The 22,935-nt window shown below is 67.6% G+C and carries 19 protein-coding genes and 1 pseudogene; 11 read left to right on the top strand and 9 right to left on the bottom strand.

What is annotated here, in order from left to right:
• Positions 1-11: 11 nt before the first annotated feature.
• Positions 12-983, bottom strand: a complete 972-nt coding sequence (locus ACZ31C_RS21585; RefSeq protein ID WP_465796798.1) for a ketopantoate reductase family protein — start codon at positions 981-983, stop codon at positions 12-14.
• 83 nt (positions 984-1,066) lie between these two features.
• On the opposite strand from ACZ31C_RS21585, the gene ACZ31C_RS21580 reads away from it, so the two are divergent.
• From ACZ31C_RS21580 to ACZ31C_RS21560, 5 genes are all read left to right on the top strand, one after another.
• Positions 1,067-1,642: a TetR/AcrR family transcriptional regulator gene (locus ACZ31C_RS21580; RefSeq protein ID WP_465796797.1), complete on the top strand. Its 576-nt coding sequence runs from the start codon at positions 1,067-1,069 to the stop codon at positions 1,640-1,642.
• A 350-nt stretch (positions 1,643-1,992) separates the two neighbouring features.
• Positions 1,993-2,634, top strand: a complete 642-nt coding sequence (locus ACZ31C_RS21575; protein WP_465796796.1) for a TetR/AcrR family transcriptional regulator — start codon at positions 1,993-1,995, stop codon at positions 2,632-2,634.
• Positions 2,631-3,404, top strand: coding sequence for an SDR family NAD(P)-dependent oxidoreductase (locus ACZ31C_RS21570; protein WP_465796795.1), 774 nt, complete (start codon positions 2,631-2,633; stop codon positions 3,402-3,404). The genes ACZ31C_RS21575 and ACZ31C_RS21570 overlap by 4 nt, the downstream gene beginning before the upstream one ends.
• Complete coding sequence (locus ACZ31C_RS21565) at positions 3,401-4,279, top strand: ABC transporter ATP-binding protein (protein WP_465796794.1); 879 nt, start codon at positions 3,401-3,403, stop codon at positions 4,277-4,279. Before ACZ31C_RS21570 ends, ACZ31C_RS21565 begins: the two co-directional genes overlap by 4 nt.
• 17 nt (positions 4,280-4,296) lie before the next feature.
• Positions 4,297-5,037 (top strand): ABC transporter permease, encoded by a 741-nt coding sequence (locus ACZ31C_RS21560; protein ID WP_465796793.1) that lies wholly within the window; start codon positions 4,297-4,299, stop codon positions 5,035-5,037.
• Positions 5,038-5,073: 36 nt separating this feature from the next.
• On the opposite strand, the gene ACZ31C_RS21555 is transcribed toward ACZ31C_RS21560, so the two are convergent.
• Positions 5,074-5,823, bottom strand: a complete 750-nt coding sequence (locus ACZ31C_RS21555; RefSeq protein WP_465796792.1) for an SDR family NAD(P)-dependent oxidoreductase — start codon at positions 5,821-5,823, stop codon at positions 5,074-5,076.
• Positions 5,824-5,937: 114 nt separating this feature from the next.
• A complete protein-coding gene (locus ACZ31C_RS21550) occupies positions 5,938-9,624 on the bottom strand; it encodes an RICIN domain-containing protein (protein WP_465796791.1) in 3,687 nt (1,228 codons plus the stop codon).
• Positions 9,625-9,897: 273 nt separating this feature from the next.
• Between ACZ31C_RS21550 and ACZ31C_RS21545 the strand changes: the two genes are divergently transcribed.
• On the top strand, positions 9,898-10,380 hold the full coding sequence (locus ACZ31C_RS21545) for an RICIN domain-containing protein (RefSeq protein WP_465796790.1): 483 nt from the start codon (positions 9,898-9,900) through the stop codon (positions 10,378-10,380).
• Positions 10,381-10,448: 68 nt separating this feature from the next.
• On the opposite strand, the gene ACZ31C_RS21540 is transcribed toward ACZ31C_RS21545, so the two are convergent.
• From ACZ31C_RS21540 to ACZ31C_RS21525, 4 genes are all read right to left on the bottom strand, one after another.
• Complete coding sequence (locus tag ACZ31C_RS21540; RefSeq protein WP_465796789.1) at positions 10,449-11,420, bottom strand: zinc-binding dehydrogenase; 972 nt, start codon at positions 11,418-11,420, stop codon at positions 10,449-10,451.
• A gap of 447 nt (positions 11,421-11,867) precedes the next feature.
• Positions 11,868-12,164 (bottom strand): hypothetical protein, encoded by a 297-nt coding sequence (locus tag ACZ31C_RS21535; RefSeq protein ID WP_465796788.1) that lies wholly within the window; start codon positions 12,162-12,164, stop codon positions 11,868-11,870.
• Complete coding sequence (locus ACZ31C_RS21530; protein ID WP_091287304.1) at positions 12,161-12,370, bottom strand: hypothetical protein; 210 nt, start codon at positions 12,368-12,370, stop codon at positions 12,161-12,163. Before ACZ31C_RS21530 ends, ACZ31C_RS21535 begins: the two co-directional genes overlap by 4 nt.
• A 130-nt stretch (positions 12,371-12,500) precedes the next feature.
• The gene (locus ACZ31C_RS21525) at positions 12,501-13,712 is read right to left on the bottom strand and encodes a helix-turn-helix domain-containing protein (protein ID WP_465796787.1); all 1,212 of its coding nucleotides are present in this window, start codon (positions 13,710-13,712) and stop codon (positions 12,501-12,503) included.
• A gap of 447 nt (positions 13,713-14,159) precedes the next feature.
• Between ACZ31C_RS21525 and ACZ31C_RS21520 the strand changes: the two genes are divergently transcribed.
• Positions 14,160-14,771, top strand: coding sequence for a mobilome CxxCx(11)CxxC protein (locus ACZ31C_RS21520; RefSeq protein WP_465796786.1), 612 nt, complete (start codon positions 14,160-14,162; stop codon positions 14,769-14,771).
• Between the two features lie 436 nt (positions 14,772-15,207).
• Here ACZ31C_RS21520 and ACZ31C_RS21515 read toward each other — a convergent pair.
• Positions 15,208-16,372: pseudogene (locus ACZ31C_RS21515) on the bottom strand (IS3 family transposase).
• A gap of 180 nt (positions 16,373-16,552) precedes the next feature.
• On the opposite strand from ACZ31C_RS21515, the gene ACZ31C_RS21510 reads away from it, so the two are divergent.
• Positions 16,553-18,007, top strand: coding sequence for a PIN-like domain-containing protein (locus ACZ31C_RS21510; RefSeq protein WP_465796785.1), 1,455 nt, complete (start codon positions 16,553-16,555; stop codon positions 18,005-18,007).
• Between the two features lie 638 nt (positions 18,008-18,645).
• On the opposite strand, the gene ACZ31C_RS21505 is transcribed toward ACZ31C_RS21510, so the two are convergent.
• Entirely contained in the window at positions 18,646-19,014 is a 369-nt protein-coding gene (locus ACZ31C_RS21505) for a cyclic-phosphate processing receiver domain-containing protein (protein WP_465796784.1), read from the bottom strand.
• A 553-nt stretch (positions 19,015-19,567) separates the two neighbouring features.
• On the opposite strand from ACZ31C_RS21505, the gene ACZ31C_RS21500 reads away from it, so the two are divergent.
• From ACZ31C_RS21500 to ACZ31C_RS21490, 3 genes are read left to right on the top strand one after another with little or no spacing between them, the layout of a single operon-like run.
• Complete coding sequence (locus ACZ31C_RS21500) at positions 19,568-21,112, top strand: replication initiator (protein WP_465796783.1); 1,545 nt, start codon at positions 19,568-19,570, stop codon at positions 21,110-21,112.
• Positions 21,109-21,306, top strand: coding sequence for an excisionase family DNA-binding protein (locus ACZ31C_RS21495; RefSeq protein ID WP_233220221.1), 198 nt, complete (start codon positions 21,109-21,111; stop codon positions 21,304-21,306). Before ACZ31C_RS21500 ends, ACZ31C_RS21495 begins: the two co-directional genes overlap by 4 nt.
• Positions 21,306-22,526, top strand: coding sequence for a tyrosine-type recombinase/integrase (locus ACZ31C_RS21490; protein WP_465796782.1), 1,221 nt, complete (start codon positions 21,306-21,308; stop codon positions 22,524-22,526). Before ACZ31C_RS21495 ends, ACZ31C_RS21490 begins: the two co-directional genes overlap by 1 nt.
• The last annotated feature ends 409 nt before the right edge of the window (positions 22,527-22,935 follow it).

Here is a 22,935-nt window from a genome sequence, read left to right as displayed (position 1 = left end):
ACATCCACCAACTACGAACCCGATCCCGCCGCCGTTCCCGCCGCCGTCGCGTCGGTGAAGTAGGGCTCGGCCGCCTCCAGCCGGGGCGCCCGTATGCCGAGCCGGCGCGCCTCCGCCAGCGTGTCGCGGCAGACCGCACGCAACTCCTCGGGGTTGGCGTGCGCCGTCGTCACCCTGCGCGCCGGCGGGAATCGGCCCATCATCCAGGCGAGTGCCGGTGCGGCCAGCCAGACGGGTCCGGTGAACGGCAGCAGCGAGGACCGATGCCGCCGCAGGTCGACGCCCCGTGCCTCGACCAGCGGTAGTAGCTCGCGGACGGCGAGGATCGCTTCGCGCATATCGCCCCGCGTCAGCGTGGACAGGGAACCTCGCCGCAGGCTCTGCGTGTGCAGACCCGCGTTCTGGACGAAGTGGATCGCCAGCCAGCCCCGGAAGTCGGAGTTCTCCTGGATCCGGAACCCGGCCCCGCGAAACACCTCGCGGACGGCCCGCTCGCGCTCGGTGGGCGGCCGGCCGAGAGTGCCGAGGAAGACCATGGGCAGCAGCGACGCGCGCAGCACCCCGTCGTCGCCGAAACCACCGCCGGCCCCGGGAAAGCCCCAGGCCACCTGTCCGGTGGGAAGGTGTTCGATGGCGGTCAGCGGCTCGACCCACAGGTTGTTGAAGACGAGCACCGTGGCCCCGCCCACGCGCGGCCCCAGGAAGGCCGCAGCTTCCGCGAAGCCGTAGTGCTGCACGCTCAACACGATCAGGTCGAAGTCATGGTCCGGCTCCAGCGACTCGCGCAAGCGCACCGGCCACTTCTCGACGACACGCTTCCCCCACGGCCGCCGACGCGCGTCGAGCAGATCAACGTCGATCGCATCTCCGTACGCCGCCGCCCGCCCCGGCCGGACGTAGAACTCGACGTGGTGTCCGGCCCGTTCCAGGGCCCACCCGTAGGCTGCACCGATCACGCCCCGCCCGAACATCAAGACCTTCAAGCGCCACCTCGCACCTATAATCGGAGACAGTCTCCACTTTCAAAATATGGAGACAGTCTCCACTTGTCAACACGGGACCCCACATGACCGACGCCAAGCCGCTCCGCGCCGACGCCCGCCGCAACCGCGAAGCCCTCATCGCCAAGGCCCGCGAACTCTTCGCGAAGAACTGCTTCAACCTGCGCTTCGACGACTTCGCCAAGCTGGCCGGCGTGGGCACCGGCACGCTCTACCGCCACTTCCCCACCCGGGAGGCCCTGGCCGAAGCGGTCTACCGCGAGGAACTCGCCGCCCTGTGCGACCGCGCCCGCGAGCTGCACGCCGCCCTTCCCGCCGACGAGGCGCTGGAGTCCTTCCTGCGCGGCTTCGTAGCCCACCTGGACGCCCACGAGGGTCTCGCCCGCACCCTCGCGACGCTCATGGCGACCCGCTCGGACACCCTGGCCGAGGGCGCGCAGGCCCTGCACCAGGTCATCGCCGACCTCCTGACCGACGCCGCCGAGGCCGGAGCCATCCGCGACGACGTGAGCGCCGATGCGGTCATGATCGCCATCAACGGCATCTGCGCGGCCTACGAGCACCCGAGCTTCCGCACCATTGCGGACCAGGTCATCACGCTCGTCCTCGCTGGCCTCCGTCACACCGCACCGACCCACTGAGCGATGCCTGCCCGGGTCCACTTCTCACGTACCGCCCGATCCACCCGCACGCCAGGGGCACCGTGCGAGGAAGCAATGACAGGAGACGGTCTCGCTGGTTGATCGCGGCATCGCTCGTCGGCCTGGGCACCCTTACCGACTGCGGCAGTGATGGCAGCGGCGGGCAGGTGATCGAATCCGGCGGCGTACGGACAGTCGTTGCGCCCGCGTCCGATGGCGGCCGGGATGCTCAGATTGCCGGAGAGTTGATCGCCACCGACGGACGGTGCCTCACCGCACCGGAGTAGGTCATCCACCGACGCACCTATCCACGTTGGCAATATTCTGGCTCGTCGTGCTAATTTTTGGCCATGGTGCCAAATATTGAACCCGGCAGCCAGTCACGCACCTTCATCGAGGAAGCGCGGCGGGCCCAGATCGTGAACGCCGCCGTGGAGACCATTGCGGAGGTCGGCTACCACCGCGCGTCGATGGGCAAGATCGGCACTCGTGCGGGGATCAGCCGAGGACTGATCTCGTACCACTTCGCAGGGAAGTCCGAACTGATCACCCAGGTCGTCACGACCGTCTACACCGACGCGGCAGCATCCATGGCACCGGTGATCGACGCCGAGACCACGCCTGCGGGCCAACTGCGCGCCTACATCAGCTCGAACCTGGAGTACATGCGCGCCCACCCGGCCCGGATGATCGCCCTCGTCGAGATCCTCACCAGCGGTGGCCTGGGTGACCTGCCCGACGCCGACCCGGCCGAGTTCGACCGGCAGATGCTGTTGCCGCTGGAGCACCTGTTCGCGGCAGGACAGGAGTGCGGCGAGTTCCGGGACTTCGACGTCACCGTGATGGCCCGGATCGTGCGCGGCGTGATCGACGCCGTACCCACCGCGCTGTCCCGCGATCCCGCCCTCGACATCGACCGTTACCTGCGGGAGATCACCACCGCCATCGACCACGCCACCCGGCCGGTCCCGGCCGCCACGGAGAAGCCATGAACCCCCTCGACGGCACAGTCGCACTCGTCACCGGCGGCGCCAGCGGAATCGGTGCGGCCATCGCCCGCCGCTTCGCGGCCGGCGGCGCCCGCGTCGTCATCGCCGACGTCGATCCGACCGGGGAGACCGTCGCCCGGGAGGTTGCCGGCGTCTTCGTCCGCACCGACGTCGCCCGGCAGGCCGACAACATCGCCGCCGTCCAGGCCGCGATCACGCACTTCGGCCGCCTCGACGTCGCCGTACTGAACGCCGGAATCGGTGAACAGGGCAGCTTCACCGACGACTTCCGGCCCGAGCACTACCGCGACCTGGTCTCGGTCAACCTCGACGGGGTGGTCTACGGGCTGCACGCCGCCCTGGAGGTGTTCACCGCGCAGGGATCCGGCGCGATCCTGGCCACCTCCAGCCTGGCCGGCTTGAGCGAGAGCCCGATGAACCCGCTCTACGCGGCCACCAAACACGCGGTGATCGGGCTGGTCCGCTCCGTCGCGCCGATCGTGGCCGAACGGGGCGTCACCGTCAACGCGCTGTGCCCCACCTTCGTCGACACCCCGATCCTGGGGGAGGCGGTCCCCTTCATCAGCGACCTGGGCGTGGCCGTCCTGTCGCCCGAACGGGTCGCCGAGGTCGCCGAGCTGGTGCTGACACGCGGCGGGACCGGGCAGGCGTGGCCGGTCGTACCGCACGGTGAGCGGAGCCCCTTCGCCTTCCCCGACCTTCCGTCGATCATGTCCGACCCGCACCGACAGGTCCCGGAGGCCGCCGCATGACCGTCCTCGCCCGCGTACGCGACCTCACCCGTCGCTACCACGACAAGGCCGCGCTGGACGGTGTGTCCCTGGACATCCCGGCCGGGCAGGTACTCGGACTGCTGGGCCCCAACGGTGCTGGAAAATCCACACTGATCAACGTCATGACCGGCCTGCTCCGGCCCAGTTCCGGCAGTGTCGAACTGTGCGGCGGTGACCCGCGCAGCGAGTCGACCCGCCGCGTGATCGGCGTGACGCCGCAGGAGACCGGGCTCCCGGAGACCTGGCGGGTCGCCGAACTGGTCGACTTCGTCTCGGCGCACTTCCCCGATCCGGTGGACCGGGCCGAACTACTCGACCGCTTCGACCTCACCTCGTTGGCCGACCGGCAGGCCGGCGGTCTTTCCGGCGGACAGCAGCGGCGGGTCGCGGTCGCGCTGGCCTTCGCCGGGCGGCCCCGGCTGGTGTTCCTGGACGAACCCACCACCGGTCTCGACGTGGACGCCCGGCGAGCACTGTGGGACGGCATCCGGTCCTTCCACGCCGACGGTGGAGCCGTCCTGCTGACCAGCCACTACATCGAGGAGGTGGAGGCGCTGGCCGACCGGGTGGTGGTGATGGACCGGGGCCGGATCATCGCCGACGGCGGCGTCGCCGAGATCCGCGGCCGGGTACGGCTCAAGCGGGTCACACTGACCGACCCGGTGCTGCCCGCGCTCAGCGGGGTCGCCTCGATCGAGCCAGACGACGACCGCGCCCACCTGCTCACCAACGATGCCGCCGCGCTGGTCCGGGAGCTGGTGACCGCCGGCGCGTCCTTCACCGACATCGAGATCGAATCCGCCTCGCTGGAGGACGCCTTCCTGGCGATCACCGGCGATCGGCGGACCACCTGACCGGAAAGGCCCGTTCGATGTCCTCCTTGACCATGACCTACACCCGGCGGAACCTCGCCGACACCATCCGGACGCCCACCATGTTCCTGACCGTGGCACTGGTTCCGGTCGGAGTCATGGTGTTCTTCGTCGTACCCTTCATCGGCCAGGACGCGGTGGCGATCACCTCGGCCACCGCGACCCTGGTGGTGTTCGGAGTGCTCATGGCCTGCGTCGGCCACTTCAGCGTCGCGATCGCGGCGCAACGGGAATCGGCCTGGGGAAACTACCTGCGCACCCTGCCCGGTGGAATCGTGCCGCAGATGTCCGGCTACCTACTGGTCGGGCTCGCGGTCGTCGCCGCGGCGATCGTCCCGATCCTGCTGGTGGCCGGAGTGTTCACCGCCGCCTCGGCTCCGCCGTCACGGGTGCTGCTGGCGGCGGGGGCGCTGATGGTCGCGGTGGTGACCTTCACCCTGCTGGGGCTGGCGATGGGCTACCTGATGTCGATGCGGGTAGCCGCCATCGCCAACAGCGTCGGCTTCCTGCCGCTGGCGGTGGCCGGCGGGATGTTCTTCGACGACGCGGACACGCCGAAGATCATCGAGCAGATCGCACCCTTCGTACCCACCCGGGGCGCGACCGACCTGGTGCTGGTCGCGCTCACCGGGGAGTCCGTCGGGCCACTGTCACTGGTGATGCTCGCGGTCTGGATCACGGTCCTCGCCGGGCTCACCGTCTGGGGCCACCGTCGCGATCAGGTCCGCCGGTTCACCTGAGTACCCCTCTCCCCACCCTCGGGTGTGGCGTGCCCCTCATTGAGGCAGACCCTGGTAGTCGGCCGGGCCGGCGATCTGCCCGCCGTCGCCCGCCACCTCGCTGCCGGTGACGAACGTCGAGTCGTCGCTGGCGAAGAAGAGGACGATCCGGGCGATGTCGTCCGGCTGCCCGACCCGGCCGAGCGCAACGTTGCTCGTGTCGAACGTGACTCCTTCGGTCATCGGCGTCTGGATCTGGCCAGGGTGCACCGCGTTCACACGGATCCCGTGGACGCCCAACTCCAGCGCGGCGGTCTTGGTCAGGCCCCGTACGCCCCACTTCGACACCACGTAGCCGGACATCCTCGGCACGCCCTGGAGAGCGCCGACGGAGCCGATGTTGACGATCGATCCGCCGCCGGCCCGCTTCATCGCCGGGACGACGGCCTGGATGCCGTTGAAGACACCGATCAGGTTGACGTCCAACGTGCGCTGCAACCGCGCGGCGTCCCACTGCTCCAGCGGAGCCGGGTCGGCGATGCCGGCGTTGTTGACCAGGATGTCGACGGAGCCGAAGCGCTCCTCCGTCCGCCCGACGAGGGCTGACCACTCCTCCGCCGACCGGACGTCGAGTCTCTCCGCGACGGCCTGCGGCCCGAGTTCCGCGGCGAGCGCCTCCGCCACGGTCAGATTGACGTCGGCGATGACCACATTGGCACCCTCCGTCACGAACCGTCGGACGGTTGCCGCTCCCATCCCCATCGCTCCGCCAGTGACCAGAGCGCTCTTTCCCTGGAGCCGTTCCATGGCGAGTTCCTTCCTCCCGCACCAACGGCGCGGGAATCTCATGTCGTAGACGTCGGTGCTCCGGGTGAGGCAGCCCCAGGCGACCTGCCCGGCCTGGGGCTGCCTCGACGTGAGTCAGGCCCCCCAGCGCCAGTTCTCGACGCCGTCGGAGCCCGCGAACTCCACCGTGAGCTGGGCGTGGACCCCGTGGTCGGTCAGGTACAACGGAACCGGCGCACCGTGGAACCCGGTCATGTTGTAGATGCTCATCGAGTCGGTGTCCTGGTGCATGCACCACACCTGTCCGTCGCTGTTCGGCGCGTACGGCTCCAGCACCACCTGCCCACCCGGCACCGGCTCCGTCCCGCCGGGCGACGAGGTCAGGTACTCGTCGCCGAAGAGCAGATGGAAGCAGCGGTCGGCACCCCGCTGGCCGACAAAGATCGGCTCCCAGCCTTCGGTCGCCGTGTCGCTCGGCAGCAGCCGCACCGGTCGATTCTCGACGCCGTCCGGATCGGCGACATCGATCTCGGCGTCCCCTTGCGGCGACGTCGCCACGTGCCGGATCTCCCGCCGCTCCCCGACCTCGGTCTGGGAGGCGAAGAACCAGAGCTGCTCCGCCGAGCCGTCCGCGTCCCGGACACCCAGCAGGAAGTCACCGGGCGTGATGGCGGTGAGCACCTGCCCGTTCACGTAGTTCCGCAGCGTCCACGCGCCGTTGTCGGCGATGATCGGCCGCCACAACTGGTCGAGCCTTCGTGCCGAGCTGAGCGCGGCGCGGGAGTTCGGGGCAGCGCTCTCCAGCCCGATGTACCGGCCGTCCGCCACGTTCTGCAACCGCAGGTGACCGTCGAACTCGGGGTCCCAGTCCAACCGCCACCGCTGATCCCTCCCCTCGTCGTAGGCGGTGTCCGGAACCAGTGGGCCACCGCCCGGCTCGACGTCGGCCACGTTCGTGGTGGCGGCGTTGCGCAGCAACGCCAGACCCGGCAGCGTCGGAGTGGCAAGCGGTGGGTTCTCCGCAGCCGCGCGCAGCGTCAGGCTGTACCGGACGGGGAAGTGATCCGAGGAGACGGTCGTCGTCAGTGTCCTGGCGCTGAGCAGGGTCGGCGCCCCGCCCCCGAAGTCCGTCACCCCGTAGTCATAGCTGTGCGTCGGATTCCGCGTGGGATGCGTGTGTTGAGGCGGATCCATCACTCCGAACTGTTGCGCAGGCAGCGCGGCCCGGAGGTTGGCCGGCTCACGGTTGAAGTCACCGAGCACGATCCATTCGTAGGGACCGTTGGGTCCCGGGTTCTGCTGGATGTGGGTGCGGATGTTCTGCAGCAGCCCTGGCGTGTCGTGGCCGCCGGGCGACCAGCCGTGCACGGTGAAGAACACCGTCTCGCCGAGCCGTACGCCGAGCGCGGGACGGGCGCCGTTCATTCCGGCGGCAACCACGATGACCTCGTCCGCAGCCTCTCGGGTGGCCACTGCCAGGTTGACCCGCCCGAAGTTCGCCATCGACGTGTCGGTGTGCAGCCAGTACACCCGTGCGTCACCGGGGCGTCCCTGGGTGCCCCAGGCGTACTCGCGCACCGGCGTGAACCCCGCGTCGATCGTGCCCGGAGCGTTGCCCCGATCGTAGACCGCCTGTTGGTGCAGGCCCCGAAGGTGCATGCCTTCCGCCCGCTCCCCCGCCTCCTGCATCGCTACGACGTACGCCCTGTTCTGGGTGAGGAAGTTCCGCACCTCCGCGTACTTGTTCTGATAGCTGCCCTCCGCCGCGGAACCTGCTCCCTGCATGTTCCAGGTGATGACCTCCTGGCGGTTCTCGTCCCGGGGTTCGAGCTGGCCGACGTCGCGGAGGAACAGGGAGGGCCACCGCTCGTTGCGGACGACGACGCCCTGGCCGTCGAAGGTCGCGGTCTCCCGCCCGGCCCAGTCCTTGATCGGTACGCCGCCCTGGCTCAACGGAGCGAACGCGCGCGGGTTGTTCGCGTCGGAGCCGAACTGGTAGATCGCGGTGCTGGTGCCGCTGCCCACCGAGTAGGGCTCGTAGGGCAGGAAGGGGCCGCCGGGCGTGGACTGCTTGATCAGGGTGTTCTGGTGGAAGACGTTCTGCGGGCCGGAGGAACCGGACCATTTGATCGCCTTGGCCGCCGCCGCCCACCAGATCGGGAACCAGGTGCCGTCCTCCAGTTCGCCGCCCTCACCGCCGCAGTTGGCGGTGCAGTTGCCCGACCGGTGCTCGTACGGCACGCGCACGGTGTTGCCCTCGAACAGGTTGTACCGTTCCCAGCCGCCGTGCAGGTTCAGGTCGGAGTCGAGGTCGTTGCGGAACGCCACGTTGCCGCTGGCCGACCACTGGAACGTGAAGTGCCGCAGGTTCCGGCTGGTGTTGTAGGCCCAGAGCGAGTCCCACACCCGGCTGCCGCGCAGGTAGCCGTTGCCGCCCTTGCCCTTGTTCCACGCGCCGTCGAAGGTGTTGTGCTCGATCTGCAGGTTACGGGCGACCTCCGTGACGACCGGGTGCGAGCCGGTCATCGTGCCGGTCAGTCCGCGCACCCAACTGTTCGCGGCCCACTTGAAGGCGAGGCCGTGCATGGCGTACTCGGGCGCGAGGTTGCCGTAGTTGTGCACCGCGTCGCCCGGCGGCGTGGTGTAGCGACCGCCGCCGTGCTTCGGCATGTCCAGCAGTTCCTGGCTGAAGGCGAAGTTCTCGAAGCCGACCCCTTCGACCACGCGCAACGGCGTGATCTTGCTGGTGTACGCGGTGCTGCCGATCGGCGCCGAGCCGTCCGACGTCGAGTCGACCGGCACGTCGTACTCCAGCGGCCGGTCGAGGGTCACGGTCTTGCGGGTGCGGTCCACCTGGACCGCCCGGAACATCTGCTGGCGCATGTGCAGGTTCTCGCGGACGCCCGGGTCGTCCGGCGACAGGCCCTGCTGCTCGTAGAAGTTCCGGCTGTTCGCGGCACCGACCCAGACGTAGCCACCGACGACGAACCGGTCCATCTTCGCCGCCGCGTCGATGTGGATCACAGAGCGCCCGGTACGGGCCGAGAAGCCCGGGTCGCCGGAGGCCGAGGCCAGTTTCACGCCCGAGGCCCAGTGCTGGTTGATCGACCCCTCGAACAGGTCCTTGCGGTTGCGCGGTGCGGTGGTCCACTCGTCCAGGTACCGCTCGGCGACCTCGCGGGTCTGCACCTTGAACAGGGCGCGACCGGGCCACATCCAGCCGCCCCTGCCCTCGTCGGGAGCGGTGCCCCAGATCATGGAGTCCTGGTGCCACCGGCTGCCGTCGGCGGTCAGCGTGTCGTACCGGGTGTCGGCGTTCGGCCGGAAGACGACGCGGGTGCCGCCGTCGCCCGCACCCTGACCCCGCAGGATCAGGAAGCTGGCGTCGACGTAGATCTGCTGGGTGATGTCGATCCGCCCGGCGGGCAGGGTGATCAGGGAGAGTCGGCGGTGGTTGCCCGAGGGCGAGCAGGAGTCCTTGATGTGGTCGATCGCGGCCTGAAGGCCGCTGCTGTCGTCGATGCTGTCGTTCGCGCGGACGCCGAACTCGCTGGCGAGCCGAGCCGTACCGATCGTGCAGGCGCCACCGGCCAGGTCACCGTCGGACGGCAACGGCGCGCCACCCAGATATCCCGCGCGGGACCAGTCGGGCATGCCGGCGACGGGCTCGATCCGGTTGGCAGCGGTCAGGTTCGCGGCGGTCGGGTCGGCGGCGGCGACCGTCTGGACCGCCGCCGACGGTGCTGTCGCCTGGGCCGAGGAGGGGGCCAGCACCGCCACCGGTATCAGCAGCAGCGTCGATAGTGCTCGGACGTAGCGCACTGTGGATCTCCCACGTGCGGTGGATCGAATTTCCCGCATACCGATGACGACGAGCCGAGCGGTCGATGGTTCACGTGACCGAGAACACTTCCCCGCCGCAACGAAATCCCCTGACCAAAGTTCAGAAAGATCTTGTGCAGAGGGTCACCGGATCGGAACTTGCGTCGACAACTACCACGCCGATGTAATGACTGGCGCTGCCGTCCACAATGCTCACGAATCAGCGTGAGCGACCGCGGCGAATGTCATCACCTCATCCGGGAGACCGCAAAAATGATCCGCAGCAAGTCCGCCGGGGCGCTGTTCACCATGGTGATCACCCTCCTCGCCAGCCTCATGACGGTGATCGCCGCGCCACCGGCGGCGTCCGCCGCAGCAGCGCCCGTGTACCACCTGCGCAACGTGCAGACCGGGCTCTGCCTGGACAGCAACTCGTCGGGCACCGTCTACACCCTGGCCTGCAACGGCGGAAACAACCAGAAGTGGTACGACCTGCCCGCCGCTCCCATCGTCCACCGATACATCATGGTGAACGTCGCCACGGGCCGGTGCCTCTCCACCAACTACAACGGTGACCTCTACACCGCAGCGTGCGAGAACAGCCACCCGTTCCAATTCTGGTACTTCCTCACGCAGCCGTCGCGAGTGGCGAACGAATTGACCGGCCGGTGTGCGGACAACAATTACAGCGGCTGGGCCTACGCCGAGCCGTGCAACAACGGCAATTACCAGAGGTGGCACAAGAACTGGCTCTGACCGCACCAAAGCAGGGGCTGCGTCGGGGCAGTGGTGCCCCGACGCAGCCCGGTCGGTTTCCGAGGCACTCAGATCAGCAGCAGGGTCTTCCCCACTGCGGTGCGGCTCTCGATCGCCGCGTGGGCCTCGGCGGCACGTTCCAACGGAAAGGTCTGCCCGATGATCGGCCGGACCACTCCCGCCGCCGCCTGGGCGAACATCTGCTCCGCCCACCGCGCCACTTCCGGTCCGAACCCGAACAGCTGCTCGATGCCGATCACCTCCACGCCCCTGCGGCGCGCCTCGGCGGGCTCGATGACCGTGACCTCACCGCTGGAAGCGCCGTGCACCGAGAAACGACCGCCACGGGCCGTCACCTCGAACGCGGCCCGCCCGATCGGGCCGCCGACACCGTCGAACACCACATCCGCTCCCCTGCCGCCGGTCGCTTCGAGGACCCGCTCGGTCCAGCCCGGTTCGCTGTAGTCGACCACCGCGTCGGCGCCCAGGTCCCTGACCACATCGAGCTTCCGCGACCCGCGAGCAGCGCCGACCACCCTCGCGCCCGCCGCACGGGCGAGCTGCACCAACAGGCTGCCCACCCCACCCGCCGCCGCTTCGACGAGAACCCACTCACCAGCGCCGATCGTGGCGTGCTCGACCAGCCCCTGCGCGGTGCTGCCGTCGCTGTACAGCGCGGTGGCCTCCGGAAGACCCAGGCCGTCCGGCACCGGAAACAGGTCCCCGACCAGCGCCACCGCCTGCTCGGCGAAACCGCCGACCTCGCCCGTGCCGGCCAGAACGCGCCGCCCCCGCCACGCCGGATCCACCTGCGCACCGACCGCGCTCACCAGCCCGGCCACCAGACTGCCCGGCACGTACGGCAACTCCGGCCGTTCATGCCACCTGTCGGTGCCACGCCGGATCTGCGTCTCGACGAACGTCATGCCCGCCACCGCCACGCTGACCACGACCTGGTCCGGTCCGGCCACCGGGTCCGGCACCTGAGCCGGCACCAGCACCTCGGGCCCCCCGAAACGAACCGCCTGGACCACACGCATCCCACCCGCTCCCGTCCGTTCGCCGACGCGAACATCGAGAGCATGCAACCTCACCTTAGGTTCAGGTCAACCGCTGATGCCCGGTCTCTCCGCCGCCCGAAGGCTAGCCATGGCAAGGGTCAGACGAGCGAGGGCCAGCATCCTGACGTTCACGATGTCTTGTGTCCCGATGTGCCCAGGACCATGCCCGTCCTCAGCTGCCGCCACGAGCGCCTTTCACACCTCGTCAGGGGATGTCGGGCGAGCGCGCCCGGAGAGTCCTGACAGGCGCCCATGTACAGGTTCGACCAGCCCACCGCAGATTCGACCGAGGCGGTTCGCGCACTAACACCAGCAATCTCACGTTCGCCCAGGTCAATAGCTATCGGTTGGTGATACTGGGATCGGACCAGTGACCACTTCGGTGTGAACTCACGGCAGGCCGGTCGGATCAGGTGTCGTACGAGGTCATCCGGGCTGGTGGCGCTCGTTCCGGTCCGGTGCGGGTGGCACGGTTGCTGTACTTCGCTGCTGTACTTCCGGCGGCTGTCTCGTCCAGCCGATGAATCGGCGGTGCAGGGTGCCGGCTGCTGTCCAGGGCATGTCCTCGGCGGCCTGGACGAGGTAGGCCCCGAGGTAGAGCGCCAGCGACACCGGCGCATCCGCGTACTCCGCGCGCAGTTCCCGCCGCCGCGTCGGACACGGCCACGGGAGGTCACACCCGCCGCAGCTCCAGATCGGCATGACCGGGCCATGGGTGGTCACCGCTGGTCCTCCGTCTGCGGCCAGTGCCCTCGGTTGATCGGTATCCGGTGCCGGGCCCGGCACGGCAGGTCGGCTCCGCAGTTGCAGATGCGCCGCCAGTGCTGCCAGGACCACACCGGCCGATGCCGCCGGGCGAAGGTCAACGCGGTGGCGGAGACGTATTCGTCGTACGAGACGCGCCGCACGTACCCTCCCTCGTCGCTCACGAGGGCGGCTCGGTCGCCCTCTGGCTGAGGGACACGGCGGCCGGGCGTGACTCGCACCGACCACCGCATCCCGTGAGCGAAAAGCTACGGTCGGTGGCCGGGCGGGATGGGTAAGGTTCCTACCCCTGGTTCAGGAGACGAGTCCGACCTTCGTCGCCAGGTCACGGGCGGCAGCCCGGGTGGAACGCGGACCGTCGAGCAGGTCCGTGGTGATCTGACGGGCGTACCCGTTGAACCGGATCGTCTCCGGAGCCGACTCGTACGCCTGCCGCAGCGCCGCCACGGCCGCTTCCTTGTCGTCCTTGCCGTAGTACGCCCGCGCGACCTCGATCAGATGGCGTGCCCGACGCGGCCTCGACGGAATCGCCGCCGCATCATGACGACGGGCCTGCCGCACCGCCTCGCCCGACTGCTGCAACTCCACCGCCACCGTCACCGCATGAGCACCCATGATGACCCGCGAGAACGACGTCTGCGGCTGGTAGAAGCCCTCCGGCAGGCGCTGCGCCACCTGGTCCGCGCGGTCCCAGTACCGCCAGGCACGACCTTCCTCACCAGCACGAGCAGACGTGTACGCGGCCTCGAAGTTCAGCGCACCCCACAACGCCAACAGATTCGCGCCCCCGTCAACCGCCCTCGACTCCAACGCCGACAACACCTCCAGCGTCACCCTCATCGCGGTGTCCCAGTCACCGGCCTCCCGATGCGCCTGACACAGGAACCACCCCGCACGGGCGATCGCCTCCGGATCACCGGACTCCTGCGCCGCCACCATCGCCCGATCCGTCACCCGCCACAACAACTCGGCCGCAGGCTGATAGGCGACGAACATCTGCGCCAGCCCGAGCGTCTCCGCCCACAGGGCCTGCGCCTCCCGCCGCTGGTCACTCTCGTACGCAAGCACAGCCCGCTGCCCGTCGCGCAGCAACCCCGGCAACAACCCGCCCAGCACCGTACGGTGATCCGCCGCCTGATGACGCGCCCGCCACCCCGCGGTAAGCCGCTCCCGCAGACCAGACAACGACTCCGGCGGGGCGTCATCAGGAAGCGCGACCTGATTCAGGGCGGCCCGGACCGTCACCAGCGCCGGATGCTCCGGCCCGTTGACCACAGCAGACCGGTCGCCCAACTCCGCCGCCAACGCAGACACGTCGATCTTCAGTGCTCGCGCGATGCGATCCAGCATGTTAATGCGCGGCGGCAGAATCCGATCCGTCTCGACCGCCTTGACCCACTCAGCGCTGCGGCCCACCAACCCACCCAGCACCGTCCGAGACTTCCCGGACCGCTCCCGGTAGACCTTCAACCGCTGCCCGAACGTCAACTCCGGCAAGGAAACCACCTGGAACCCTCCTCGCGTAGCGCCGGGCGCAGACCGACCCATCGGCCGCCGCCACCGCAAACGCTACCGACCAGCCTGAAGCCTCATAACCCCTCACACGCCAGCAACTCGCACCCTGGCAGGGGCATCCCGACCACTCGCAAGTAAGTTCTGGGCGCTCCGTACGGGTGCGTCCGCGCACGTCCCTGACGTTGGGCGTTGATCCGTTGCCGGCTGACTTCGGCTCGCCCTGTTCGGCCCGTTGCGGTCACCGTTGCTGTCGACAGCAACGGGGCCACCAGCGTTCGGCCTTCGCACGGACCCCCAGCTCGGAAATTGGATAGACCCAAGGCGGGCAATGTACGCCAATAGGAACCATCCAACACGCGGAACATGATCAACTTTACCCAAAGCTAAACGGTCGGTATCGTCGCACGGCTGAATGGCCCGTTAAATAAGGAAACGATCATGAGCCAGCCTGGCGACACCAACACCGTGAACGAACTAGACGGCCTTAGGGAAGAGATCTGGAATCGCGCCCTACACGCTTTCGCGACTGCCTCCGTATTCGAGGCTCGCGCACGCCGACTAAAACGAAGATTGAATTGGCTAAACTTTGTCGCGTTCGCAGTTCCACTGATTGTCGGGGGGTTGGCGCTTGGTTACGGTGCGGGCTTTCCCCATCTTGGGGCCGTCATCGCTGTCGGGGCGGCAGTAGGAATCGTACAGCTTGTTTTCTCTGCCTGGTCCGGAACTTCCGGATGGGTGGAATCCTACGGGTATGCGCTGACTTCCCACGCCGACAACCAGCGTCTGTCTCAAGACTTGAGGGAGCTTGCCGCTAGTCAATCTCGGGATATCGATTCTTCACGCAACCGTTACGAAGTTCTCAAGGCATTGGACAATGCCCGTCAGGCGCAGGACAGCAACCAGCACATCGAAGAACAGGAGAAGCGTATGGGCATGCGAGCAGCCCTCAGGGAGCGCCGACGCCAATGCGCGGGATGCAAAATCGAGCCAACAAGCATGACGCCAACAGATTGTGACGTCTGCGGAAACTTCAAGGTCCGCAAGTTCTGAGTCTAGGAGAAAAAATGGATGCTGCCACCGCTAAGATAATGCGAGGATTCTTGATGCTGAGCCAGTCTCAGCGCAACGATTTTGTCAACGAGGCGAACGAATTTATCAACGGAAGAATAGCTCACTCGACCATACTTCACGAGTCGGAGCGAGTCATCCGGGTCAACACCGGGCCGGTGCTCGGCGTATGTGGCTGCTGCGGTAGATAGATCCTAGCTGGTTGGCTAGCCGGAACCTGGGAGGTTCCGGCTAGCCAACCAGCACGCATGACCCGGAGAAACTAGGTGGCCAGGCCGCGAAGAGGCCTGCTGCACCGATAGGCATCGCGCCACTCGCTGCTGTCGTCCATCCTCGCGACGGCGCTACGCGGCCGACTGATCGCGCACAACCCGTGCGAAGGTGTGGGGTCTGCTGCACCGATAGGTGCCAGTTTCGGTCACGCGGCCTGACTGACCGGTGGGGTCATGGTGGTCTCGTACTCGACGGTCAACCAGGACAGGGATCGTTGTCGTCGGCGGCGGTGGTAGGTCCGTTCGGTCCAGGTCACGATCGCGGTCTGGAGTTGCTGTCGGGTGGTCCAGGTTCGGCGGTCGAGGACGTTGTTCTGGAGCAGGCCGAAGAAGGACTCCATGGCGGCGTTGTCGCCGGCGGCGCCGACTCTGCCCATCGACCCGATCATCTGATGTTGGTGGAGGGCACGGACGAACTTCCTCGATCGAAATTGGGATCCGCGGTCGGTGTGTAGGACACAGCCGGCGACGTCACCGCGTCGGGCGACGGCGTTGTGCAGGGCGGTGACGGCCAGCCTCGATTTCATCCGGGAGTCGATGGAGTAGCCGACGATCCGCCTCGACCAAGCGTGCTTGATCGCGCACAGGTAGAGCTTGCCCTCGGCGGTGTGGTGTTCGGTGATGTCGGCCAGCCACAGCCGGTTCGGGCCGTCGGCGGTGAAGTCTCGTTTCACGAGGTCGTCGTGCACCGGTGGACCGACCTTGCCGCCCTTGCCCCGGCGTTTGCGCTTGCCGAAGGTGCTCCACCAGCCCATGCCGGAGCAGATTCTCCAGGCGGTGCGCTCGACCATCGGCTGCCCGGCAGTACGGGCCTCGTCGGCCAGGAACCGGTAGCCGAACTCCGGATCGTCGCGGTGGGCGTCGAACAACGCGTTGGCCCGATACGCCGCCATTTCCTCGGCGTCGGTGACACGGCGGGCGAGCCACCGGTAGTAGGGCTGACGAGCGATCTTCAACACCGGCACGTCACCGCCACGGAGATCCCGTCGGCGGCCAGCTCGCTCACGAGCGGGTAGAGCCTTTTCCCGGCAGATGCGCCTGCGACAGATACGCAGCGGCCCGACGCAGAACCTCGTTCTCCTGCTCCAGGAGCTTGATCCGCTTACGGGCCTCCCGCAACTCCGCAGACTCAACGCTGGTCGTGCCGGGCGTGGTCCCGGCGTCGATCTCGGCCTGGCGCAGCCACTTGAACAAGGTCATCGGGTGGACTCCGAAGTCCTTGGCGATCTGCTCGACGGTCACGCCTGGCTCGCGGTCACGGGCCACCCGCACGACGTCGTCGCGGAACTCTCGGGGGTAGGGCTTGGGCACAGCGACATCCTTCCAGCTCACCGTCAGGGCAAGCCATCTCAGATGTCACCTATCGGTGCAGCAGACCCCCCGGGATGCTCTCTACAAGCAGGCGTAGAACCTCTGTCCTATCCTCTAACTCAGCATGGTCCACTTATGGTGGCCACTCCTCCTCGTTGACTAGGCATATGGCGGCTTGCAATGAGCTTCAGCGCACAGTTCACGCACTTTCTCGCACCTACAGGGGCGGAAGTAGAAAATGCCCTCAAGTCGGGCATGGTGGTCTTCGACACGAACGTCCTGCTGAACCTCTACCGCTTCGCGCCCGCAGCACGATCCGAGCTTCTATCAGCATTTGAGCGCTTGGGCGAGCGGGTTTTCGTGCCGCATCAGGTGGCTCTTGAGTTTCATCGTAACCGGCTCGACGTGATTGCAGACAACCGGGCAGCGTATCAAGCAGCCCTTGATTCCATCTCCGCCCACGAAGCCAACGTAACCGACGAACTAAAAGAGAAGATTCGTCAACTCTCGAACAAGGTTGCTCTACCTGAATCCGAGAGAGACAAACTCATCGCAGTCGCTTCCACAACCTTCCATCCAGTTAGCGCAGCCCTTGACCAACTGCGCACCAATCACGGAATCGACGACCCCATGGCCGACGATCAGATTCTTGATCGGCTGGAAGTCATCCTCTCCGACAAAGTGGGGGTACCATTCAAATCGGAAAGAGAAGAAAAAGAGTTGGCGGAAGCGGCCCGCCGGAATGAGCAGAAAATTCCTCCCGGCTACAAAGATACGCCCAAGCATGGCGACTATTTCGCATGGAAACAGACGCTGGATGAGGTGAAGCACAGAGGGGTAAAGTTACTTCTCTTTGTTACGGGAGACGTCAAAGAGGATTGGTACCTAAGAGTAAAGGGCAAGACAGTGTGCGCCCGGCCAGAACTTGCCGCCGAAGCTGATCAAGTGGCCAAAACTCGACTCATATTGATGCGGACCGAATCGTTTTTGCGCTACGCTGCAATTCATCTCAACGCGAGCGTGAGTGAAGACACCATTAGACAAGTTAAGGAGCTGGGCGACCGGCAGCAATGGCAACTCTCTCACGCCGTAGCATTCCGCAAGGAGCTAGAAAGTCAGCTTTTGGAAATCGAGGATGCCTTAGCTCACTCTAATCGTGCGATCTCCAACGCGCGGGACGATCTAGCCAAGGCTAGGGCTGCCTATGAGGCGTCGAGCAACGATGATGGCGGAGGCGCGAGCGTCTTGGAATCTATAGCCTCGACAGAGGCCTCCCTCAAGGACGCCACAAGCGCCAGGAACGCTCTCCAGAGTCGGCGGAATAGCCTATTGGGTCATCTTGGCAATATCGAGAACGCCATCATGAGGGAAGACGCTTCCCAGATGGACACCCCTTCCCGTTCGAGCGAAAATGACCCAACTGTACTGCTTACGCGTCGCGAGCTGGTCATTCTGGCCGCTGTGGCAGAGGGCCTCACTAACCGAGAGATCGGCCGACGTTTCGGCCTAAGCGAGCCGACAATATCCCTGCACCTATCTAACATCTTAGATAAGCTAAACGTACGTACCCGAGTACAAGCAACCGCGCTCTATCTACGCAGTAGAGGAACCCTCGAAAGCGACGAAACTCATTAGGCGAGCATGGCAGCTAGCCGAAAGCTAGAAATTCTGTAGCAACTCGGCTACCCCATCGTCCCTCACCACTGAACCTGAAGGGGTTGTGCCATCCCGTCTGCCGTCGACCCGCCCTCTTGGGGAGCGGGGCAACGCCCGGCCCGCCACGTCAAGACGGCCTTGACGCACGGTCGGACGCTGGCGGGTTGGGCGGTGGTCTGCTCGGCTTGCCCGGGTCGTCGGCTGGCGGGATGGCCCGCGCAACCACCCACGGACCGCAACCCGCCGACGGGGTTGCAACCATCTCGGAGCCCGAGCGCCCCCGCCGGAGGCGCAGTAACCGCGACCCCGCCACCCGCCGCCAGCTCGCCGACGCGGCCGGCGTGCGCTCTCCTACGCTGCGCGGGCTCGTGGCCGCGCGGCCCGGCCGGCTGCCGGCCCACCACCACCCAGCCAAACGTCTGTCGTCATGCGGCGGCCCCTTGGGCTACCCGCTTCCGCGCCAGCCGCCGGGCGTGTTGCGTGGCCAGAGTCGGAGCGCCAGCGGAGCGACGGACGCGCGCCCAGGCGGCGGCGCGTGCGGCCCGTTCAGGGCCGCCTTGATAGACGTAAGGAAAGTCCTCACACACAGTCGGCAGCCGGCCAGCTTCCCCAGGCTGCTACTCGGGCTCGGCCAGGTAGCCGACGAACGGTGACCCAGCCGCAGAGCGCACGTTGTAGCCCCAGCGGCGCAACGCCTGCATGATCCTTCCAGCGCCGGCGGGGTTCGCTGAGTGGACGTACACGACGCCGATATCGAATGGGACCTCCTCAAACGCGGCCCGCTCCAACACCTCGACGACCGGCCAGATCGTGTCGTCCTCGCCGAGGTCGTGATCCAGCCACAGCTCGTCCAATCGCTGTCCGCGGTGTCGCTCCAGTGCCTCGATGCCGGCCCTGCTGGTGCGCGCAACGTGTGCCGCCCGACCATCGAGGAACGAGCGCAGGTCGTCAACCAGCACGACGCCCGGCAGCTTCTCGGTAACCACGGCACCATCCTTGAACCAGCACGCCGCCATCGCCACCGTTATAAGGGCTCGCACTTGGCACGAGAATACGACGGGTTGACGAGTCGGTACCCGGTGTTACTCTGGCGGTCGTCGAGCACGCCAGTGCGGCCTTCCTGCCGGATCGCTGGGCTCGACCACGGAGATGCTGAGCGGCCTTCCTGCCGCTAATGCGGGCCAGATCCCGCCGGTTCTCGATCACCTTGGCCGCGATGTCGGCCCCGGAATCCGCTGAGTGGCCCAGCACGGTCTTCCCGCCGTCACGATGGCCCGGATTCGCATTCCCGCGACGGGTGGGGTTCGCCTGCGGCAACCAGCCGGATGCCGACCTCCAGGCACCCCACCCGTCCCGGCCTCATCCAGCACGGCAACCGGAAGAACCACACCTCAACGGCGGTCAGCCACACCCGCCCTCCGGCGTCAGCCGCCCTTCCAGGCGGTGCCAGGAGACACCACGAACACCACCGACGGACAGCGTTCCGGCAACCGGTGGCGATTCGTCGCCCGTCCCTGCCACCCGCCCCGAGGAGAGACCGTGTCCACCCTGCACCGTCCCGACGTCGCCGCCGGTCGTGACGCCCAGGCCCTCCACCGGGCCGCCACCCCCGACTACTTCGGCTGGTTGGAGCACACCCGGACCGCCGGGGGTTGTGCCCGGCCGATCCGGCTGACCGGCACCATGACCGCCGTCGACCGGGACACCGGGCGGGTCCTGGGCGAGCAGCACACCGACGGGCTGCCCGATCGGGTGCTCTACAAGGCGTGCGGCAACCGGCGTGCCGCCCGGTGCCCGGACTGCTCCTGGGTCTACGCCGGTGACGCCTTCCAGGTCGTCCGCTGTGGCCTGACCGGCGGCAAGGCCGTCCCCGCCACGGTGGCTCGGCACCCGGTCGTCTTCGCCACCTTCACCGCGCCGTCGTTCGGCGCGGTCCACCACCGGCACGTACCCCTTCACACCTGTGCCGACCGGCGGCGCTGCGACTGCCGACCGGCCCCCTGCCACGCCCGCCGTGACGCTGCCATCTGTCCGCACGGGCGGCCCTGGGCCTGCTTCGTCCGGCACGACGGTGCCGATCCGCAGCTCGGTCGGCCGCTCTGCCTGGACTGCTACGACCACGATCACCAGGTCGTCTGGAACGTCTTCGCCGGTGAGCTGTGGCGACGCACCAAGCAGGCCGTCGAACGCCAGCTTGCCGCCCTCTGCCGCCGACGCGGTATCCCGAGGGTCGAGGTCGTCACCGACTCGGGCCGGGTTCGGCGGGTGCCGCCGGTGCGGGTGTCGCACGGGAAGGTCGCCGAGATGCAGCGCCGGGGCGCGGTGCACTTCCATGTCCTGCTGCGTCTCGACGGGGTCGACCCCGGTGACCGGCACGCCCTGGTCCCGCCGCCGGTCGGGATCAGCGTGGACGACCTCGACGCCGCCGTGCACGCCGCCGCCCGGCAGATCACCTTCGCTACTCCGCCGCATCCCGACCGGCCGCAGGGTTGGCCGATCGCCTGGGGCGAGCAGGTCGACGTGCGCCGCATCGGCACCGGCGACGGGGACGTGACCGACGCGAGGGTGGCCGCCTACCTGGCCAAGTACGCCACCAAGGCCACCGAGGTCACCGGCCACTGCTCCACCCGGCTCACCCCGGGCACCGTCGACGCCTACGCCGATCCGGAGGGCGACCACCTGGCCCGGCTCATCGACGCCTGCTGGCGACTCGGCCGCCCCACCCGGCACCGCACCAGCGACACCGCCGCCCAAGCCGAGGACCGTCAAGGCGACCTTGACACCACACACCATCCATACGCCGGGCTGCGACGGTGGGCGCACATGCTCGGCTACGGCGGTCACTTCCTCACCAAGGCCCGCCGGTACTCGGTCACCTTCGGGCTGCTCCGTGACACCCGCGCCACCTACCGCCGCGCCGATGACGGCTCCGTCAGCGTCGGCACCCTGGCCTTCGTCGGCTCCGGGTGGCTCACCGACGGGGACGCGCTGCTCGCCAACACCGCCGCCGCCCAGCACCGGGAACGCCGCCGCGTCGGCCGGGAGGAACTCGCCCACGAGCTGTGGTCGGGGGTGGCGGCGTGACCCGACCCCTCACCCCACGCTGGTACTCCCCCGCCGAGGTCGCCGTCCTGCTCGGCTTCGGCATCTCCAAGGTCAAGATGAAGATCGCCACCGGCGAACTGCGCTCCATCAAGGACGGCAAGTACCGCCGCATCCTCCCCGAATGGGTCGACGACTACATCCGCGACCAGATCGACCGGCAGGAGGCCGCCTGATGCCCGCCCGCGCCCGCGCCAACGGCGAAGGCTCCATCTTCCCGTACCGCAACGGCTTCGCCGCGTACGTCTGGGTCACCAAGCCGGACGGGAAACGCACCCGCAAGTACGTCTACGGCAAGACCCGGGACGCCGTCCACGACAAGTGGATCAAACTGCACCAGCAGGCCAAGGCCGGACCGGTGGCGACCAGTGTCCCGACCGTGGGCAGCTTCCTCGCCTACTGGCTGACCGAGATCATCGAGCCGAACCGGGCGCCGCTCACCTACGCCACCTACGAGACGTTCGTCCGCCGTTACCTCTCCCCCGGCCTCGGCACCAAGCGACTCGACCGGCTCCAGGCGCGCGACGTGCAGACCTGGCTGAACCAGGTGGCCCGCGCCTGCCAGTGCTGCGCCCAGGGCAAGGACGCCGCCCGCCGTCAGGAGAAGCGGCGCTGCTGCGCGGTCGGTCGCTGCTGCCAGGCGGTCCCGTCGACGCGCACGGTCAGCGACATCCGGGCCGCACTGCGGGCCGCCCTCACCCACGCCCAGGCCGAAGACCTCATCACCAGGAATCCGGCCGTGCCGGTCACCCTCGCCACCATCCGCCGTCGACGCGGTAAGTCCTGGTCCAGCGACGAAGCACGCCGCTTCCTCGAATCGGCTCGCGCCGACACCGATCCGCTCTACGCCGCGTACGCCCTGGTCCTCGTCACCGGCCTACGCAAAGGCGAAGCCCTCGGCCTCACCTGGGCAGACGTCGACCTCGACGCCGGGGAACTGACCATCGGGCGGCAACTGCAACGCGTACGCGGGAAGCTCCTGCACCGCGACACCAAGACCCAGGCATCCGACGCCACCCTGCCCCTGCCCGACATCTGCCTGGCCGCCCTCCGACTCCGCAAACACCAACGCGACGAGGCACGCGCGACGGCCGGTAAGGCGTGGCACGACAACGACCTGGTCTTCACCACCCGCTACGGCACACCCATCGAACCGCGCAACTTCCAACGCTCCTGGCAGACCCGCTGCGACAAGGCGGCAACGAAGCCGATCACCGTCCACGACGCGCGGCGGACCTGCGCCACCCTCCTGGCCGACCTCGACGTGCACCCGCGAGTCGCTATGCAGATCCTCCGGCACGCCCGCTTCTCCGTGACGATGGAGATCTACACGCAGGTGTCCTCGCAGGCAACGCGGGACGCCCTCAAACGCCTCGGCGAATCCCTGACGCGATGACGAACTGCTGTACTTCGCTGCTGTACGGGCAGCAGAAAGGCCACCTCCCGAAGCCGGGAAGTGGCCTGAGCTGCGTGGGCGATACTGGGATCGAACCAGTGACCTCTTCGGTGTGAATGTTGGTCTCCCTATCCACCGGAGTTCAGCTGATGTCGTCCGGTGTCGCCCCCTGCTGGCAGCCCACCATCGTCGATCAGCCATCGCCAGGTGGCGCGCTCCGTTTTGCTGACTTCCTGCTGACGCAGCACCTGCTGTACGAGCCGGGGCTTGAACCCCTAATACTCCAACGTCACTTCGCCTGTCTGCGCTGGTAGTGGGATCGTCGGGCTTGGGCTTGGGATGTTCGCCGCCAGTATGACCAGTGCAGGGTGTGCTCCGGTGGTAGTGCCATGGTGAGGACGAAGGCGTT

The organism is Micromonospora sp. NPDC023869 (genome assembly GCF_055559695.1).
Note: the sequence above shows the minus strand (reverse complement) of the source record. Positions and strands in the feature narration are given on the sequence as shown.